This is a genomic window from Stenotrophomonas acidaminiphila (assembly GCF_001431595.1).
GTDB classification, from domain to species: Bacteria; Pseudomonadota; Gammaproteobacteria; order Xanthomonadales; family Xanthomonadaceae; genus Stenotrophomonas; species Stenotrophomonas acidaminiphila.
On sequence record NZ_LDJO01000073.1, the window covers coordinates 1 to 18898 of the forward strand.

Annotated in this window: 12 protein-coding genes; 10 read left to right on the top strand and 2 right to left on the bottom strand. The window is 70.1% G+C overall.

Annotated features, from left to right (window positions below; all coding sequences use genetic code 11):
* Positions 1–112 precede the first annotated feature (112 nt).
* The 8 genes from ABB33_RS16025 (at position 113) to ABB33_RS16060 (ending at position 15232) form a co-directional block, all read left to right on the top strand.
* Positions 113–3658 (top strand): methylmalonyl-CoA mutase family protein, encoded by a 3546-nt coding sequence (locus tag ABB33_RS16025; RefSeq protein ID WP_056932745.1) that lies wholly within the window; start codon positions 113–115, stop codon positions 3656–3658.
* A 186-nt stretch (positions 3659–3844) separates the two neighbouring features.
* Complete coding sequence (locus ABB33_RS16030) at positions 3845–5467, top strand: sensor domain-containing diguanylate cyclase (protein ID WP_056932746.1); 1623 nt, start codon at positions 3845–3847, stop codon at positions 5465–5467.
* Between the two features lie 360 nt (positions 5468–5827).
* A complete protein-coding gene (locus ABB33_RS16035) occupies positions 5828–6817 on the top strand; it encodes a S66 peptidase family protein (protein ID WP_232522531.1) in 990 nt (329 codons plus the stop codon).
* 106 nt (positions 6818–6923) lie between these two features.
* Positions 6924–8264: a metal-dependent hydrolase family protein gene (locus ABB33_RS16040; RefSeq protein ID WP_152985134.1), complete on the top strand. Its 1341-nt coding sequence runs from the start codon at positions 6924–6926 to the stop codon at positions 8262–8264.
* A 97-nt stretch (positions 8265–8361) separates the two neighbouring features.
* Positions 8362–9879, top strand: coding sequence for a beta-N-acetylhexosaminidase (locus ABB33_RS16045; protein ID WP_056932748.1), 1518 nt, complete (start codon positions 8362–8364; stop codon positions 9877–9879).
* Positions 9880–9958: 79 nt separating this feature from the next.
* Positions 9959–10660, top strand: coding sequence for a response regulator (locus tag ABB33_RS16050; RefSeq protein ID WP_054664429.1), 702 nt, complete (start codon positions 9959–9961; stop codon positions 10658–10660).
* Complete coding sequence (locus tag ABB33_RS16055) at positions 10657–12054, top strand: ATP-binding protein (RefSeq protein WP_056932749.1); 1398 nt, start codon at positions 10657–10659, stop codon at positions 12052–12054. Before ABB33_RS16050 ends, ABB33_RS16055 begins: the two co-directional genes overlap by 4 nt.
* Before the next feature lie 115 nt (positions 12055–12169).
* Positions 12170–15232 (top strand): ligand-binding sensor domain-containing diguanylate cyclase, encoded by a 3063-nt coding sequence (locus tag ABB33_RS16060; RefSeq protein WP_082595144.1) that lies wholly within the window; start codon positions 12170–12172, stop codon positions 15230–15232.
* A gap of 48 nt (positions 15233–15280) precedes the next feature.
* Here ABB33_RS16060 and rnt read toward each other — a convergent pair whose 3' ends face one another.
* Both rnt and ABB33_RS16070 read right to left on the bottom strand, forming a co-directional pair.
* Positions 15281–15916, bottom strand: coding sequence for a ribonuclease T (gene rnt / locus ABB33_RS16065; protein ID WP_054664434.1), 636 nt, complete (start codon positions 15914–15916; stop codon positions 15281–15283).
* 38 nt (positions 15917–15954) lie between these two features.
* Positions 15955–16806, bottom strand: coding sequence for a sensor domain-containing diguanylate cyclase (locus ABB33_RS16070; protein WP_056932750.1), 852 nt, complete (start codon positions 16804–16806; stop codon positions 15955–15957).
* A 162-nt stretch (positions 16807–16968) separates the two neighbouring features.
* Here ABB33_RS16070 and ABB33_RS16075 point away from each other — a divergent pair, with 162 nt between their 5' ends.
* Positions 16969–17856, top strand: a complete 888-nt coding sequence (locus ABB33_RS16075; RefSeq protein ID WP_054664440.1) for a 1-acylglycerol-3-phosphate O-acyltransferase, YihG family — start codon at positions 16969–16971, stop codon at positions 17854–17856.
* A gap of 81 nt (positions 17857–17937) precedes the next feature.
* A complete protein-coding gene (locus ABB33_RS16080; RefSeq protein ID WP_056932751.1) occupies positions 17938–18855 on the top strand; it encodes a M14 family metallopeptidase in 918 nt (305 codons plus the stop codon).
* The last annotated feature ends 43 nt before the right edge of the window (positions 18856–18898 follow it).

Below are 18898 nucleotides of genomic sequence, written 5' to 3' on the forward strand. Positions count from 1 at the left end.
CCTCCGGGGGCAGGGGCGGCGTGACGGTCGGGTCACGCTGCGCTGCAACCTGACCTGCGCGGCGCGCGGCTCTATCATCGGTTTCAACAGAAACCGAGATGTCGCACGGCCCATGAGCACTCCCGCCCCCCACCTCCCGCAGACGCAGACGGAAACCAGCCCGCTGCGTTTCGTCACCGCCGCCAGCCTGTTCGACGGCCATGACGCGGCCATCAACATCATGCGCCGGCTGATCCAGGCACAGGGCGCGGAGGTGATCCACCTGGGCCACAACCGCTCGGTGGAGGACGTGGTGCGCGCGGCGCTGCAGGAAGACGCCGACGCCATCGCGCTGTCGTCCTACCAGGGCGGCCATGTCGAGTACTTCAAGTACATGGTGGACATGCTGCGCGAGCGCGGCGCCGGCCACATCCGCGTGTTCGGTGGCGGCGGCGGCACCATCACCCCGGAAGAGATCCGCGAACTGCAGGCCTATGGGGTCGAGCGCATCTACCACCCCAACGACGGCATGAAGATGGGGCTGGTGGAGATGATCGAGGACGTGGTCCGGCGCGCCGGCGATGCCCGCGACGCGGTACCGGCGGTGGACGACGGCGGCGTGCCCGGCATCGGCGACGAGATCGCCATCGGCCGCATGCTGTCGCGGCTGGAGGACGGCGCCTTCGGCGAAGCGGAACTGGCGCACCTGCGCCGGCAGTGGCAGCTGGCCGGCGGCAGGACCCCGGTCATCGGCATCACCGGTACCGGCGGCGCCGGCAAGTCCAGCGTCACCGACGAACTGCTCAATCGCTTCCTGGCCAGCTTCCCGCAGATGCGCGTCGCGGTGGTCTCGGTCGACCCGACCCGCCGCCGTACCGGTGGCGCGCTGCTGGGCGACCGCATCCGCATGAATTCGCTGCGCAGCCCACGCGTGTACATGCGCTCGATGGCCACCCGCCGCCAGCACGCGGCGATCAATACCGTGCTGCGCGACTGCATCGGCTTCCTCAAGTCGCTGGCCTACGACCTGGTGATCGTCGAGACCGCCGGCATCGGCCAGAGCGACTCGGAGATCGTCGACCTGGTCGATTTCCCGATGTACGTGATGACCAGCGACTTCGGCGCACCCAGCCAGCTGGAAAAGATCGACATGCTCGACTACGCCGAGCTGGTGGTGCTCAACAAGTTCGACAAGCGCGGCGCCGAGGACGCGCTGCGCGACGTGCGCAAGCAGTGGAAGCGCAACCGCGTGGCGTTCGCGATGAAGGACGAGGACGTGCCGGTGTACCCGACCATCGCCTCGCAGTTCAACGACCCGGGCATCAGCTGGATGTTCGCCAACCTGTGCCGGCTGCTGCGCGACAAGCGCGGAGCGGGGAACGCAGAGGCGGCAGCGCAGGGCGGCTGCGATTGGATGCCGGCCATCGACACCACGCTGAAGGAGCCGCGCGCGACCGTGCTGATTCCCGGCAGCCGCGTGCGCTACCTGGCCGAGATCGCCGAGCAGGGCCGCGCCATCAATGCCCGCATCGAATCGCAGGCCGAGGTGGCCGAGCGTGCCCAGGGCTGCTGGCAGGCGCTGAAGGAACTGGGCGATGCCGCGCTGCCGGCGGCGCTGGACCTGTACCCGGCCGATGCCCTGACCGACGCGGCCGCCGACACCAGCCTGCGCACCCTGCGCCAGCGCTACAACGACGCGGTGCAGTCGCTGGATTCGGAGGCCCTGCGCCTGCTGCGCGAGTGGCCGGCGCGGTTGAAGTCGATCACCGACGAGGTCAACGAGTACCAGGTGCGCGGCAAGACCATCCGCGTCGAGAATTACCGCGAGTCGCTCAGCCACCAGCAGGTCCCGAAGATCGCCGCGCCCACCTACCGCAGCTGGGGCGAACTGCTGGTGTTCCTGCAGAAGGAGAACCTGCCCGGTTCCTACCCGTACACCGGCGGCGTGTACCCGTACCGTCGCAGCGGCGAGGATCCGATCCGCATGTTCGCCGGCGAGGGCACCCCCGAGCGCACCAACCGCCGCTTCCATTACCTGAGCGTCGGCCAGCCGGCCGCGCGCCTGTCCACTGCCTTCGACAGCGTCACCCTGTACGGCGAGGATCCGGCGCCGCGCCCGGACATCTACGGCAAGATCGGCAACTCCGGCGTCAACATTCCCACGCTGGACGACATGAAGAAGCTGTACTCGGGCTTCGACCTGTGCGCGCCGACCACCTCGGTGTCGATGACCATCAACGGCCCGGCACCGATGATCCTGGCGATGTTCATGAACACCGCCATCGACCAGCAGGTGGAGAAGTACCTGAAGGCCGACCCGGCGCGCTGGGCCGAGGCCGGGAAGAAGATCGCGGCGATGTTCGAAGGTCGTACCCGCCCGCAGTACCACGGCGAGCTGCCGCCGACCAACAACGGCCTCGGCCTGGGCCTGCTTGGCGTCACCGGCGACCAGCTGGTGGATGCCGACACCTACGCGCGGATCAAGGCCGAGACGCTGTCCACCGTGCGCGGCACCGTGCAGGCCGACATCCTCAAGGAAGACCAGGCGCAGAACACCTGCATCTTCTCCACCGAGTTCGCGCTGCGCATGATGGGCGACATCCAGCAGTATTTCGTCGACCACGGCGTGCGCAACTTCTACTCGGTGTCGATCTCCGGCTACCACATCGCCGAAGCCGGCGCGAACCCGATCAGCCAGCTGGCCTTCACCCTGTCCAACGGCTTCACCATCGTCGAGTACTACCTGGCGCGCGGGATGAGGATCGACGACTTCGCGCCCAACCTGTCGTTCTTCTTCTCCAACGGCATGGACCCGGAATACACCGTCATCGGCCGCGTCGCCCGCCGCATCTGGGCGCGCGCGATGCGCGAGCGCTACGGCGCCAACGAGCGCAGCCAGATGATGAAGTACCACATCCAGACCTCCGGCCGCTCGCTGCACGCGCAGGAGATCCAGTTCAACGACATCCGCACCACGCTGCAGGCGCTGTACGCGCTGTTCGACAACTGCAACAGCCTGCACACCAACGCCTACGACGAGGCGATCACCACGCCCACCGAGGAAAGCGTGCGCCGCGCGGTGGCGATCCAGATGATCATCAACAAGGAGCTGGGGCTGAACTTCTGCGAGAACCCGTGGCAGGGCAGCTTCATCGTCGACAAGCTCACCGACATCGTCGAGGAGGCCGTGTACAAGGAATTCGAGGCGATCAGCGAGCGCGGCGGCGTGCTCGGCGCGATGGACACCATGTACCAGCGCGGCAAGATCCAGGAAGAGAGCCTGTACTACGAGCACAAGAAGCACGACGGCAGCCTGCCGCTGGTCGGCGTCAACATGTTCCTGCCCAAGGAACACGCCGGCGAAGTGGCGACCGAGATCGAGCTGATCCGTTCGACCGAGGAGGAGAAGGGGCAGCAGATCGAGAACGTGCGCAACTGGCAGCGCAACCGCAATGTGCTGGCCCCGGCCGGCGAGACCTCGCACAGCCACGAAGTGGTCGGCAGCGCCTGCAACGACGACGGCGTCCACGACGGCCACGGCCTGGCCTACCTGCAGAACACCGCGCGCGAGCGCCGCAATGTGTTCGCGGCGTTGATCGAGGCAGTCAAGACCCACAGCCTCGGCCAGATCAGCCACGCGCTGTACGACGTGGGCGGGGAGTACCGCCGGAACATGTGATTGGCCGCGACGGCAGGGCCCCGGGGCGGGCCTTGCCGCGTTGCCGGCGCCCCCGGTAGCGCCGGCCGGCCCGCGGGGTGGGGTGGGCAGGATCGTCCGGCCACGATCATGCGCCCCCGCCGGGATGAACGCCCAAGCGGGCCCGCCGCTGGACGGGGCGATGGCGCTCGGTGACCATAGCCCCGTATGTCCGCCCTCCCCACACCCTCCGCGAGCCTGCTGCAGCTGCTGCCCGAAGCGGTGGTGCAGACGGATGCGTTGTGGGCGATCACCTACCTCAACCCGGCCTGGCACGCGCTTACCGGGCATCCGCTGGACGCGGCGCTGGGGCGGTCGCTGCTGGAATTCGTGCATCCCGACGACGTGGGCACCCTGCGCTCGGGCATGCCGGTGTTCCGGCTGCGCTTCGCCGCGGGCGATTACCGCTGGGTGCGGCTGCAGTTGCACCCGGAGACCGACGAGGCCGAGCGGGTGATCAGCCGCCAGGGCGTGCTGATCGAGATCACCGAGGTCACCGAGCAGGTGCTGGTGGAGGTCCGCCAGCGCTTCCTGCGCCTGCTTGAGACCATCGACGGCGTGGTCTGGGAAGCCGAGCGCGGGGTGGGCAATACCTTCCTCAGCCCGCAGGTGGAGCGGCTGTTCGGCTACACCGTGGAGGAATGGCGCGCCGATCCGGGCTTCTGGCGCGCGCATGTGCACCCGGACGACCTGGCCGAGGCGCTGCTCATCGACGAGGCCGCGTACAACGCCACGCACAGCTACGCCTACGAGATGAGCTACCGGCTGATCGCCAAGTGCGGCAAGGTCGTGTGGGTGCGCGACCTGTGCCGGGCGGTGGTCGAGCCGGGCCGGCCAAACCGCATGATCGGGTTGATGATCGACGTGACCCGCGAGAAGCACACCGAGCTGGAACTGCTGCGCTCGGACAACCGCTACGCGCTGGCCACCCTCGGCTCCAACGACGGCATCTGGGACTGGGACCTGCGTACCGATGTCATGCACGTGTCCGAGCGCTTCCGCCAGATCGTCGGGATGGGCGACAGCGACCCGGTGCATCACGGCGGCTGGCACTTCCTGCAGCAGCTCATCGACCCCGACGACCGCGCCCGCGTGCAGCTGGCCTACCGCCGGCACCTGTCGGGGAACAGCCCGAACTTCTCGGTGGATTTCCGGGCGTTCCATGGCTCGGGACGGCTGGTGTGGGTGAACTGGCGTGGCGTGGCCCAGTTCGACGACGGCGTTGCCGTGCGCATGGCCGGCTCGCTGAGCGACCTGGCCGAACGCGGCAGCTCCTATGACGCGCTCACCAACCTGCCGGGCCGGCCGTTGTTCCGGGCCCGCCTGGCGCACGCCATCGCCCTGCACCGCAGCGAATCCGGGGACGGCGTGGACATGCCGGCGCGTGGCGGTACCACGATGTTCGCCGTGCTGCTGCTGGACCTCAACCGGTTCAAGGCGGTCAATGACAGCCTGGGCCATCATGTCGGCGACCAGTTGCTGCAGCAGGTGGCGCGTCGCCTCGAATCGTGCGTGCGCAACGTCGACCTGGTCGCGCGCATGAGCGGCGACGAGTTCAACCTGCTGCTCGAATCCATCGACCCCGGCGAGGCGGCCGAGCGCGCCCGGCAGATCGCCGCGGCGCTCGAAGTGCCGTACATGATCGGCCCGCATACGGTGAGCAGCAGCGCCAGCATCGGCATGGTCAGCAGCCAGTCCGGGCTGAAGACGATCGACGACTACCTGCGCGCGGCCGATGCGGCCATGTACCGCGCCAAGAGCCGCTCGCTGGGCGTGTGCGTTGCTTCATGACCCGCCTGCCTCGGCCGGTGTTGCCGTGAGCAGTGCCTTGCATGGCGTTTCCCCGGTGCCGGGAGACTGACCGCCCGGCGGGCATGCGTGGTGAGTCGGAGGCAGGGCATGACAGTTCGTGCGGCACCCATGCCGCGCGGTTATGGATGCGCCGCGGCAAGCGCCATGCGAAACATGCCGGATGCCTTGTGCCATGCGCTTTTGCAGTGCGTGGACGCGGGCCTGCATGAAGCCGGCGGCGCACTGTCGGGCAGGCCGGCCCGTTGCTACCCTCGGCCGCACTTTCTGCAGACAGGCGGTGGCATGGACAGGCGGCGATTCCTCGGTGGCACGGCATTGGCGGGGGCCCTGTTGCCCCTGATGGGCACGGGCAGCGCGCTGGCGGCGCAACGCGGCGCGCGGTTGCTGCCGCTGCCGCTGGAGAAGGGCGATACGGTGGGGCTGGTCAGCCCGTCGGCGGCCAGCAGCGACCAGCTCAGCCTGCAGCTGGCGCGCGAGGCGATGGAGGCGCTGGGCTTCAAGGTCAGGACCGGTGCCCACTATGGCGCGCGCTACGGGCACCTGGCGGGCACCGATGCCGAGCGCGCCGGCGACCTGAACGCCATGTTCGGCGACCGCCAGGTCAAGGCCATCGTCTGCGTGCGCGGCGGTTCCGGCGCGGCGCGGCTGTTGCCACTGCTGGACTACGCCGCCATCCGTGCCAACCCCAAGGTGCTGCTCGGCTATTCGGACATCACCGCGCTGCATTGCGCGATCCAGGCCAAGACCGGGCTGGTGACCTTCCACGGGCCGATCGGATCGGGCAGCTGGAACCGGTTCAACGTGGACCAGTTCGAGCGCCTGTTCTTCAAGCGCGAACTCATGGAATACCGCAACAGCGTCGATACCGACGACGAACTGGTGCCGCGCAAGAACCGCACCAGCACCATCACCGGCGGCACCGCGCGCGGCGAGCTGGTGGGTGGCAACCTGACGGTACTGACCGCGCTGGCCGGTTCGCCGTACCTGCCCGATTTCAACGGCAAGATCCTGTTCCTGGAGGACGTGGACGAAGCGCCGTACCGCGTCGACCGCATGCTCAGCACGCTGAAGCTGATGGGCGCGCTGGACAGGATCGCCGGCTTCATCTTCGGCGAATGCACCGGCTGCACCCCCGGCGACGGCTACGGCTCGCTGACCCTGGACCAGCTGTTCGCCGACTACATCGCGCCGTTGAAGATCCCGGCCTTCCGCGGGGCGATGATCGGCCACATCCGCGAACAGTTCATCGTGCCGGTCGGCGGCCGCGTGGAAATGGACGCCGACGCCGGCACCTTCCGCTTGCTGGAACCGGTGTTCGCCGGCAGCTGACGACCTGCGGCGGCGGATGGCTCCCCCTGCCGGCGTGGCGATGCCGCCGCCTATACTGGCGCGGCCGCCGGCCGGCGGTATCGGCATGCCACAGGGAGGAACCGCCATGTCCAGCGTCTGGCTGATGCGCCCGCTGTCGTTGTTGTGGGCGCTGTTGTTCGCCGCACCGGTATTCGCGCAGGCCGTACCGGATGAGGGCGAACTGCTGTTCCGCGGGGTCCGGGTGCTGGACACCGTGCGCGGCACGCTGGGGGCGCCCACCGACGTACTGGTGCGCGGCAACCATATCGCCGCGATCGGCGCGGCGGCGACGCCCACGGCCGCGGCCACGGTGATCGAGGGTCGAGGCCGCACGCTGATGCCGGGGCTGATCGACGCGCATTGGCACAGTACCTTCACCGCACTGTCGCAGGCGGACATGGTGGCCCTGGCCGCCACGCCGGACCAGCTCGCCGCCCGGGTGGCGGCCGAATCCGAGCGCACCCTGCTGCGCGGCTTCACCAGCGTGCGCGATGTCGGCGGGCCGATCTTCGAACTCAAGGCGGCGATCGATGCCGGCCGCACCCGCGGCCCGCGCATCTGGCCGTCCGGCGCCACCATCAGCCAGACCGCCGGGCATGGCGACATGCGCCTGCCGCACGAGCGCTCGCGACGCTTCTTCGGCAAGCCGGCGCTGGCCGAGGAGATGGGCGCGACCTTCATCGCCGACGGGCGCGACGAGGTACTCACCGCGGTGCGCGAGAACCTGCGCATGGGGGCCAGCCAGATCAAGCTGATGGCCGGCGGCGGCACGTCATCGGCCTATGACCCGGTGGACGTCACCCAGTACACGCTCGACGAGATGCGCGCCGCGGTGGAGGCCGCCGGGGACTGGGGCACCTACGTCACCGTGCATGCCTATACGGTGCATGCGGTGCGTCGCGCCATCGAAGCCGGCGTGAAGAGCATCGAGCACGGGCAGATGCTGGACGAGGACACGCTGAAGCTGATGGCAAGCCGCGGTGTCTGGCTGTCCAGCCAGACCCTGCGCGCGAGCACGGAGAACATGGACCCGCTGCGCCGCGAGAAGCGCAAGCCGGTGATCGACGGGCAGGCGCGCATGTGGGCCATGGCCAAGCGTGCCGGGGTGCGCATGGCGTGGGGCACCGACTTCCTGTTCGAGCCGGCGCTCAATGTCGAGCAGAACGCCTTCATCCTCGGCCTGCGGGAGTGGTTCACGCCGGCCGAGATCCTGCGCATGGTCACCCACGACAATGCCGAACTGCTGGCGCTGTCCGGCCTGCGCAGCCCCTATCGCGGGCGCCTGGGGGTGGTCGAGGAGGGTGCGCTGGCGGACCTGCTGCTGGTCGAGGGCAATCCGCTGGAGGACCTGCAGTTGATCGCCGACCCGGCGCGCAACTTCGCGGTGATCGTCAAGGACGGGCGCATCGTCAAGGGCGCCGACTGATCATCGCAGGCAGGGCGGGCATAGGGCCCGCCGTGGAGGGGCGCCGCTGCGGCGCCGGCAGACTGCCGCTGCTCGATTACCGGCAGGCGAGGGCGCGATGAAACGGTTGTTCAAGCTCGACATTCTTTTGCCCTGGGCGGCGCTGGCGGTGATGGCCGGCTGCGCGCACCGGGCGCCAGCGGTGGCCGTCGAGGCGGCGCCGGTGGCGCACATCGTGCCGTTGCCACGCTCGCTGGAGACCCGTCCGGGCACGCTGCGGATTGCCGCGGCGGTGGCGGTGGAAGACGCGGGCGCCGCCCCCATGGCCCGGCGTGCGCTGGACGAACTGCTGGCGACGCTGGACATCGCCAACGCGGACACCGGCACGCCGCTGCGCCTGCAACGGGTCGACGACGCCGCGCTCGGAGAGGAGGGCTACCGGCTGGTGGTGGACGATGCGATCCACCTGAGCGCGCGTACCGATGCCGGGTTGCTGCACGCGGTGCAGAGCCTGCGCCAGCTGCTGCCGGCCAGCGCCGGCCCGGCGTACCGGGTGCCGCGGCTGGCGATCACCGACGCGCCGGCCTACCGCTGGCGCGGGCTCTCGCTGGACGTGGCGCGCAGCTTCCTGCCGGTCGATTACCTGGAAAGGCACATCGACCGCATGGCGCTGTTCAAGTTGAACCGGCTGCACCTGCACCTGACCGACGACCAGGGCTGGCGGATCGAGATCAAGCGGTATCCCCGGCTGGTGGAAATCGGCGGCGCCAGCGCGGTGCAGGGCGGGCGCGCCGGTTACTACACCCAGGCGCAGCTGAGGCACCTGGTGGCCTACGCGCAGGCGCGTGGCGTCACCCTGGTGCCGGAGATCGACATGCCCGGCCACGTGCAGGCGGCGCTGGCCTCGTACAACGCGCTGGCCTGCGATGACGTGGCCAACCGCGGCACCTACTCGGGCGTGGAGGTGGGCTTCAGCGTGTTGTGCCTGGACAAGCCCGACGTCGTGTACCCCTTCGTCCGCGATGTGCTGGAGGAGGTGGTGGCGATCTTCCCGTCCGCCGAGATCCATATCGGCGGCGACGAGATCAAGCATCCGCTGTACGCCGGGTTCGTGGCACGCGCCGCGGCGATGGTGGAGGCGATGGGGCTGACGCCCATCGTCTGGGAGGAGGGCTCGGTGGCCGACCTGCAGCCCGGCGCGCTGCTGCAGTTGTGGAACGACGGCTATGCCATCGATGCGGCGGTCGCCAGGGGGCACCCGCTGATCCTGTCGCCGTGTTCGTACCTGTACATCGATCATGGCAACCATGCGGGCCAGCCCGGCGCCGACTGGTGCCGCGCCGAAGGAGTGCCGCTGGCCCGGGTGTATGCCTTCGACCCGACGCCCTACACGACGGCGGTGGGCGTGGAAGCGGCCCTGTGGAGCGAGTTCGTGCATACCGATGCCGCCACCGACGAGCGCCTGTGGCCGCGCCTGGCGGCGGTGGCCGAGGTGGCGTGGAGCCCCGCGCCGCGGCGCGACTATGCCGGCTTCGTGCGGCGCATGGGGGCGCTGCGTCCGCATCTGGACGCACTGGGCGTCCGCTACTACCGCGAGCCGGACCTGGGATGGAACGGCACAGCGGAGGCGCGCTGAGGCCGGTCCCGTGGTACCGCGGCGCGTACGGGCCACGCTCGGTTAGCATGGCGGTCTGTCCACGAATGAGGTCCGGGCCATGCATCGCCTGCTGGTGGTCGACGACGACAGTGACATCCGCGGATTGCTGGCCGAACAGCTCGGCCGCACCGGTTATGCGGTGAGCACCGCCGCCGATGGCGTCGAGATGCGCCATGCGCTGGCGCGCGAACCCATCGACCTGATCGTGCTCGACCTCAACCTGCCGCACGAGGACGGGCTGGCGTTGTGCCGCGAACTGCGCACGCGCTCCACCACCCCGGTGATCATGCTTACCGCCCGCGCCGAGCCGATCGACCGCGTGCTCGGCCTGGAGATGGGCGCCGACGACTACCTGGCCAAGCCGTTCGAGCCGCGCGAACTGCTGGCCCGCATCCGCAGCGTGCTGCGGCGGACCGAGGCGCTGCCGGCCAACCTGGAGCCGCTGGCGATGCGCCGGGCGACGTTCGCCGACTGGGTGTTCGACCTGGAACGGCGCCACCTGGTGGATCCGGCCGGGTGCGTGGTGATGCTGTCCGGCGCCGAGTTCCGCCTTCTGCGGGTATTCGTCGGCCATGCCAACAAGGTGCTCTCGCGCGATCAGCTGGCCGCACTGAGTGGCGGCCGCAGCTATGAGACCCAGGACCGTGCCATGGACCTGCAGGTCAGCCGCCTGCGGCAGAAACTCGGCGCTGCCGGCGGCCTGATCAAGACCGTGCGCAACGAAGGCTATGTGTTCGCCGGCGTGGTGACCCTGGAATGACGCAGCGGCTGCGGCGGTTCCTGGCCTCGATGACCGGGCGGCTGTTCGTCATCCTGCTGGCCGGCATGCTGGCCGCTGCGATCGGCGCCACCCTGCTGGCCGATACCCACCGCCGCCAGGAGTTCGAACAGCAGAACCTGATGCGCATGGCCGACCGCCTGCAGGGCTTCGTGGCCCTGCTTGAGATCAACCCCGAACTGCGTGCGCGCCTGCTGGAAACCGGCGGCGCCAGCGTGCACCAGGCGCGGGGCGACGTCCACGCCGGCGCCGAGGACGTGGCGCTGATGGCGGTCCTGGGTGATCGCGACGGGCCGGTGGCCAATGCGCGGGCCTATGTCACCGGCTTCCGCGCCTGCCTGCCGCCGCTGCCGGAGCTGCAGCGTACGCACATTCCCCAGCAGCTGCGCAAGCATTATCCGGCGGTGATGCCACCGCGCTGCCGCCTGGTGGAGCTGAACCTGGGCGATGGCACGCCGCTGCGGCTGACACTGCAGTACCCGGCAACGGCGCGTATCAGCCTCTTCGCTTTCGATCCGCTGTTCCTGTCGCTGCTGTCGCTGGCCATCGCGGTGCTCGCCTACGTGGTGGCGCGCATCGCCAGTTCGCCGCTGCAGCGGCTGGCCGACGCGGCCACCGAACTGGGCCAGGACCTGCAGCGCGACCCGCTGCCGGTGACCGGGCCGCAGGAAGTAAGGCGTGCGGCCGAAGCCTTCAACGCCATGCAGCAGCGCCTGCAGCGGCATATCGGCGAGCGCACGCAGATGCTGGCCGCGATCACCCACGACCTGCAGACGCCGCTCACGCGGTTGCGGCTGCGGCTGGAGAACGTGGCCGACGAACCGCTGCGCGAGCGCCTGATCGCCGACCTGGCGGCGATGCAGGCACTGGTGCGCGAGGGACTGGAACTGGCGCGCAGCGCCGAGAGTGCCGAGCAGCGGGTGGTGCTGGACCTGGATTCGCTGTTGCAGAGCGTGGCCGCGGATGCGGCCGAAGCCGGGCACCGGGTCGTGTTCGAGCAGGGCTGTGGCGCGGTGCTTCCGCTGCGCCCGCTGGCCATGCAGCGGCTGTTCTCCAACCTGGTGGACAACGCCGTCAAGTATGGGCATTCGGCACATATCCGCGCCCAGGCATGGGATGGCCAGGTCGAGGTGCGCATCCGCGACCACGGGCCTGGCCTGGCCGCGGACGAACTGGAGGCGGTGTTCACGCCGTTCCTGCGCCTGGAGACCTCGCGTTCGCGCGATACCGGCGGTGCCGGCCTGGGCCTGACCATCGCCCGCACGCTGGCCGAGAAAAACGGCGCCACCCTGGTCCTGCGCAACCACCCCGATGGCGGCCTGGAAGCGGTGGTCCGCTGGCCAGCGCCCGCCGCGGACGCCCCGCGCCGAGGCTGACCGCCGCCGGACCGGCCGGTTCCGCTGCCCGGTTCCCGCCACGGGGGCTCCACGGGGACTCCACGGGGCGGGCAATCCCCCCTACCATGTGCCCACTCTCCCCCTGCCCGTGCACATGACGTTGCCGCAGCCGTCCGACCGCATCGACCGCCCGGCCCCGTCGTTGGATCGATGCCGTGGATCGTGCCACCGCGGCACTGCCCGCGGCCGCTGGGCCCAGCGCTTCGTGCTGCTGTGGCTGTGCCTGCTGGTTGCGGCCGGGGGCGTGGCCGCGGCCGAGCAGACGCCGCCGCTGCGCGATTACGCCGTGGACATGTGGACCTCGCGCAACGGGCTGCCGCACAACTCGCTGCGCGGCATCGCGCAGACCCCGGAGGGGCACCTGTGGTTCGCCACCTGGGAAGGGGTGGCGCGCTACAACGGGCTCGACTTCGACCTCTATGACCGCAGTACCCGCCCCGGCCTGCTCGACAACGGCATAGGCGCGCTGTACGTGGATCGCGACGGTGCGCTGTGGGTGAGCGACTCGCGCGGCAACGTCCTGCGGCGCACCCTCGACGGTCGCTGGCGGCAATGGCCGCAGCACCCGCCGGCGCCGAAGGTGTTGATCCAGGCGATGCAGAAGGACAGCAAGGGCCGGTTGTGGCTGCTGTACGAGGGGCGCGGGCTCGGCTATCTGGCGGCTGACGGACGCATGGTCTACGAGCCGCCGCAGCCGGGCGCACAGGTGAACATGACCCTGTCCAACTGGCTGGCCGTCGATGACAAGGACCGGGTCTGGGTCGGCACGATGGATGGGCTGAAGCTGCGCGGCGACGATGGCGTGCTGCGCGATGCACCGGCCGCCCTGGGCCTGCCGCCGGGCCCGGCCTGGCCCTACCGCGCGCCGGACGGCGTGGTGTGGATCGTGACCGATGGCGCGCTGTACCGGATGCAATCCGGCGGTGCGCGGCGGGTGCACGTGCTGCCCGGGGTTTCCCACACCACCGCGATGCTGCAGGACCGCCATGGCGATCTGTGGCTGGGTACCGAGAACCAGGGGTTGTACCGCATCGGCAGCCACGGCGTGGAGCGCCTGCCGAACAGCCGGCAGATGCAGAACGGGCGCATCACCAGCCTGATGGAGGATGCCGAGGGCAGCATCTGGGCGGGCGGCAATGGCGGCCTGTACCGGCTGCGCGAAACCCTGTTCACCAGCTATACCACCCGTGATGGACTGAGCGGCGATTACGTGCGCGCGGTGATCGAGGACGACCAGCGGCGCCTGTGGATCGGCGGCGCCGCCGGCCTGGACCGGATGGAGCAGGACGGCCGCATCGTGCCGGTGCCGCTGCGCAACAGCGTCGGCAAGGCGCCGTCGGTGCTGAGCGTGGTCCAGAGCCGCGATGGCGCGATGTGGGTCGGCACTTTCGGCGACGGCATCTATCGCATCGACCGCGATGGCAGCAGCCGCCATTACGGCACGGCCAGCGGCCTGGCGGCGGGCAACGTACGGGTGATGGCCGCCGACCGCAATGGCGATGGCATCTGGGCCGGCACCCAGCGCGGGGTGGTGCGGCTGGGCGCCGATGGCGTGCAGGTGCCCGTGGCCGCCGGGCTGCCGGGGGGACTGGTGACTGCGCTGCGCGACACCCACGACGGCCTGTGGATCGGTACCATCGAAGGCATCCGCATACTGCGCGGAACCACCGTGCAACGGCTGGACGTGGACGGACTGGGCGGAGGCCGCAGCATTTTCGGCTTCACCCCGGTGGGCGATGCGATGTGGGCCACGTCCGACCGCGGCCTGTACCGCTACCGCGACGGTCACCTGGCCCGGGTGGGGCTGGAGCAGGGCATGCCGGTGGATACCGTGTTCGAGATGGTGCCCGACCGTCTGGGCAACGTCTGGATCAGCAGCAACCGCGGCATCCTGCGCACGACCCAGGCTGCATTGGACGCCGTGGCCGACGGGCGCAGCCCGCGCATCGAAGTGGAGCGCTACAACGAGATCGACGGCATGTACAACGCCCAGGCCAACGGCAGCACCGGGCCATCGGCGGTGCTGCGCGGCGATGGGACCTACTGGGTCGCGACCGCCGGTGGCCTGAGCATGGTCGATCCATCGCGGCTGCAGCGGTTCCGCGAGCGGCTGCCGCCACCGGTGGTGGTTGAAAGCGTGCAGCTGGACGGTGTGCCGCTGCATTGGCAGGCCAACGGCGTCACCGCGATCCCCGGCGGGCGCCGGCTCACCGTGGGCTACGTCGGCCTGAGCTACCTGATGTCCGACCGGATCCGCTACCGCACCCGGCTCGAAGGGCTGGACGCCGACTGGATCGATCGCGGCAACCAGCGCAGCGTGGAATTCATGGGGCTGCCGCCCGGCGACTACACCCTGCACGTGTCGGCCATGCACCCGGGCGGGCGCTGGAGCGAAAGCGAGGCGGCCTGGAAGTTCACCGTCGAGCCGCTGCTGTGGCAGCGGCGCAGCATGCAGGCGGCAGCCGGCATCGTGCTGCTGCTGGCGCTGGTGGCGTTGTACCGGTACCTGATCCACCGCTACAAGACCAGCAACATGCGCCTGGCGCGCCAGGTCGCCGAGCGTACCGCCGACCTGCAGCTGCAGGCCGAGCGCCTGCTGGCGGCCAACCAGGAAAAGACCGCGCTGGCCGAGCGCCTGCGGCAGCAGGCCGTGGCGTTCGAGCGCCAGGCCCACGAGGACCCGTTGACCGGCCTGCCCAACCGCCGCGCCTTCGACGAGGCGCTGGCACGCGACTTCGCCCGCTCCCAGCGCAGCGGCCACCCGCTGAGCCTGCTGGTGCTGGACATCGACCACTTCAAGACCGTCAACGACAGCTGGTCGCACAGCGTGGGCGACCAGGTACTGCGCGAGGTGGCGCGGCTGCTGGCGGCCAGTTGCCGCGATTCCGACCTGCCGGCGCGACTGGGCGGCGAGGAGTTCGCGCTGCTGCTCAACGACACCGCGCTGGACGAGGCGCAACGGGTGTGCACGCGCCTGCAGGGGCTGTTCCATGCGCAGCGCAACTGGGCCGGCATCGACAACCTGCGGGTGACGTTCAGCGCCGGGCTGGTGCAGCTGGCCGCGGACGACCGCACGCCGCTGCTGTTGTTCCAGCGCGCGGACAAGGCCCTGTACCAGGCCAAGAGCGATGGCCGCGACCGGATCTGCCTGGGTTGACCAGGTGGCCGGCCGTTCCGGCCCTGGCCATCGGCCGGGCGTGGGCGCCTACTGTCGTGGCCAGCCGTTGACGATCTGGCAGAACAGGCGCGCGGTCTGCTCGGTGTCGTACACCGCGCTGTGCGCCTGGTTGGCGTCCCACTCGAATCCGGCGGCCTGCAGCGCCCGCGCCAGCACGGTCTGGCCGTAGGCCACGCCGGCCAGGGTCACTGTGTCGAACACGCTGAACGGATGGAACGGATTGCGCTTGTGGCCGCTGCGGGCCACCGCGGCATTGAGGAAGTTCAGGTCGAAATGGGCGTTGTGGCCGACCAGGATCGCGCGCTGGCAGTTGTACTTCTTCAGCGCCGCGCGCACCGGCGCGAACACGTGCTCCAGTGCCTCGCGCTCGGGCTTGGCCAGCCGGAACGGGTGGTCCAGCACGATGCCGGTGACCTCCAGCGACTTGGGATCGATGTCGGTGCCTTCGGCCGGCACCACGTGCGCGCAGCTGGTCTGGCCAGGCAGCAGCAGGCCGTTCTCGTCCATGTCCAGGGGGATGGCGGCGATTTCCAGCAGCGCGTGCCGGTTCCAGTCGAAGCCGCCGGTCTCCACGTCCACCACCACCGGCAGGAAGCCGCGGAAGCGTTGCGCCATCGGCGTGAAATCAGCAGCGGTGGCCGAAGGGTCAGCGGTTTGGTTCATCGCGATAGGGTAGCAGAGGCCCGTGCCGGCCCCGTGGCTCAGGCGCCGGGCGCCCGCTCGCGCCGGTGCTTGATCGCGTACATGTCGGCATCGGCGCGGCGCAGCAGGGTTTCCGCGTCGCGGCCGTCGGCCGGGCAGCAGGCCACGCCGATGCTGACCCCGATGCGCGGAAACGGCGAGTGTGCCTGGCGCTGGTCCAGCGCGGACTGCAGCACGCCGGCCACCGCGCGGGCGTCGTCAGGCCCGCTGCAGTCAGGCAGCAGCGCCACGAACTCGTCGCCGCCGACGCGGGCGATGAAATCGCCGTGGCGCAGCGCCTGGCGCAGCCCATCGGCGGTCTCGCGCAGCTGGCGGTCGCCCTGCGCATGGCCATGGCGGTCGTTGATGGCCTTGAACCCGTCCAGGTCCAGGTAGAGCACGGCCAGCGGCCGGCTGCCATCACGCAGCAGCCGGTCCAGCTCCTCGCGCAGCCGGTAGCGGTTGGGCAACCGGGTAAGCGGGTCGTGCGCGGCCATGAACTCCAGCCGGCGCTCGAGCTCGCGCAGTTCGCCGACCGGGTGGCCTACGGCGATGCGCACGCCGTAGGCGGGCAGCCACCTGGCCGACCACTGCATGTCCACCAGCCCGCCGTCGCGGCGGACGTAGCGGTTGCGGAAATGCGGCAGCGGGTGGCCCGCCATGACCCGCTGCACCGCCTGCACGGTGGTGGCGTGGTCCTCGGGGTGGATCAGTTCGGTCATGCAGCGTCCCAGGACATCCTCGGGGCGGTAGCCGATGAGCCGCTCGAAGGCGGCGTTGACCGCCAGGTAACGGCCTTCCGGGTCGACCACGCACACCACGTCGGGCAACAGGTCGAGGATCTCGCCCGGGGGCGGCAGCGTCGAGGGCATGCGGGGACGGCGAGGCGGGGGCGGGAAGCAGATTATCGCGCCAGCATGGGTGTCCGGCGGAAGTGGGCGCGCCGGCCCCGCCAGCGCCTGCGGCGTTTGTTACCCTGTGCCGCTCTGTTCCGGATGGCGGCCCCGGTCCGCACTGCGCGAGATATTCCCCCCATGAAATGGTTCCGCATCGTCCCGATCCTGCTGCTGATCGCGCTCAACACCCTGCTGCACTGCCTGCCGCTGTTCGCGGTGGCGCTGTTCAAGGCATTGCTGCCGCTGGCCGCGGTGCGTCGCGCCTGCAATCCGCTGCTGACCGGGTTGGCCGAGAGCTGGATCGGGGTCAACAGCGCGATGATGGGTGCGTTCACCCGCACCCGCTTCCAGGCCGACATGCCGGCCACGCTCGAGCGCGACGGCCACTACCTGGTGCTGGCCAATCACCAGAGCTGGGTGGACATCCTGGTGCTGCAGAAGGTGTTCAACCGGCGCATCCCGCTGCTGCGTTTCTTCCTCAAGCGCTCGCTGTTCTGGGTACCGGTGCTGGGGTTGGCGTGGTGGGCGCTGGATTTCCCGTTCATGGGCCGCTACAGCCGCAAGCAGATCGCCCGCAACCCGGAGCTGGGCCGGCGCGACATGGAAGCGACGCGGCGTGCCTGCGCGCGGTTCCGCGACATCCCGGTGGCGGTGATGAACTTCGTCGAAGGCACCCGGTTCACCCGTGCCAAGCACGACGGCCAGGGCTCGCCGTTCCGGCACCTGCTCAAGCCCAAGTCCGGTGGCGTGGCCTTCGTGCTGGATGCGATGGGGCAGGGCCTGCATGCGCTGCTGGACGTGACCATCGTCTACCCCGGGGGCATCCCCTCGATGCTGGACCTGATGGCCGACCGCGTGCCCGAGGTGAAGGTGCTGGTGCGGGAGCGGCCGATCCCGGCCGAGCTGGTCGCCGGCGATTACCAGGGCGACCGCGCCTTCCGCGCGCGCTTCCAGCAGTGGATGAACGGCATGTGGCAGCAGAAGGACGAGGACATCGCCCGGCTGCTCGCCGACCCCGGCAGATGACGCGGCCGGGCCCGGGCGCGGCATCGCTGCCGTGCCCGGCGGTGTAGAGTGCGCGCCTGTCCGTCGCAACCAGGAGCCGCCATGACCACCGCCTTCTATCCCATCGGAACCCCCGGCCAGGCCTGGGGCGCGGCGGAAAAAGCGCAATGGCTGGCCCGGCAGCGCGTGCAGCGCAGCTATGCCGACGACGTGCTGGCCCGGATCGATGCCCTGCGCGACCGCTTCGACGTGGCCGGTTACGGGGAGCTGGACTATCCCTCCGGTCGTTACCCGCTGCTGGCCATCCGCAGCCGCGGCTGGGACGACGCCCTGCCGGTCGCGCTGGTGACCGGCGGCGTGCACGGCTACGAAACCAGCGGCGTGCAGGGGGCGCTGAAGTTCGTTGAGCGGCACGCGGCCTATTACGCCGGCCGCTGCAACCTGCTGGTCGCGCCCTGCGTGAGCCCGTGGGGCTACGAGCGGATCCAGCGCTGGAACGCGCTGGCGCTGGATCCGAACCGCAATTTCATCGCCGCCAGCCCGGCCCCGGAATCGGCGGCGCTGATGGCGCTGGTGCAGCCGTTGGCGGGGCGCTTCCTGATGCACGTCGACCTGCACGAGACCACCGACAGCGACGAGAGCGAGTTCCGCCCGGCGCTGGCCGCGCGCGACGGCAAGCCGTTCGAGCCGGACAGCGTCCCCGACGGCTTCTACCTGTGCGCCGATTCGCTCAACCCGCAGCCGGCGTTCCAGCAGGCGGTGATCGCCGCGGTGGCCAAGGTCACCCACATCGCGCCGCCGGATGCGCAGGGCCGGATCATCGGCTCGCCGGTGGTGGCGCATGGCGTCATCGAATACCCGCTCAAGGCGCTGGGCCTGTGCGCGAGCATCACCGGTGCGCGCTACACCACCACCACCGAGGTCTACCCGGACAGCCCGCGCGCCACGCACGAGCAGTGCGACGACGCCCAGGTGGCGGCGGTGACCGGCGCCCTGGCCTACGCGCTGGCGCACCGCTGAGCGATCCCGTGCGTACACTGCCGGGCTCCAGCACAGCGGGGCG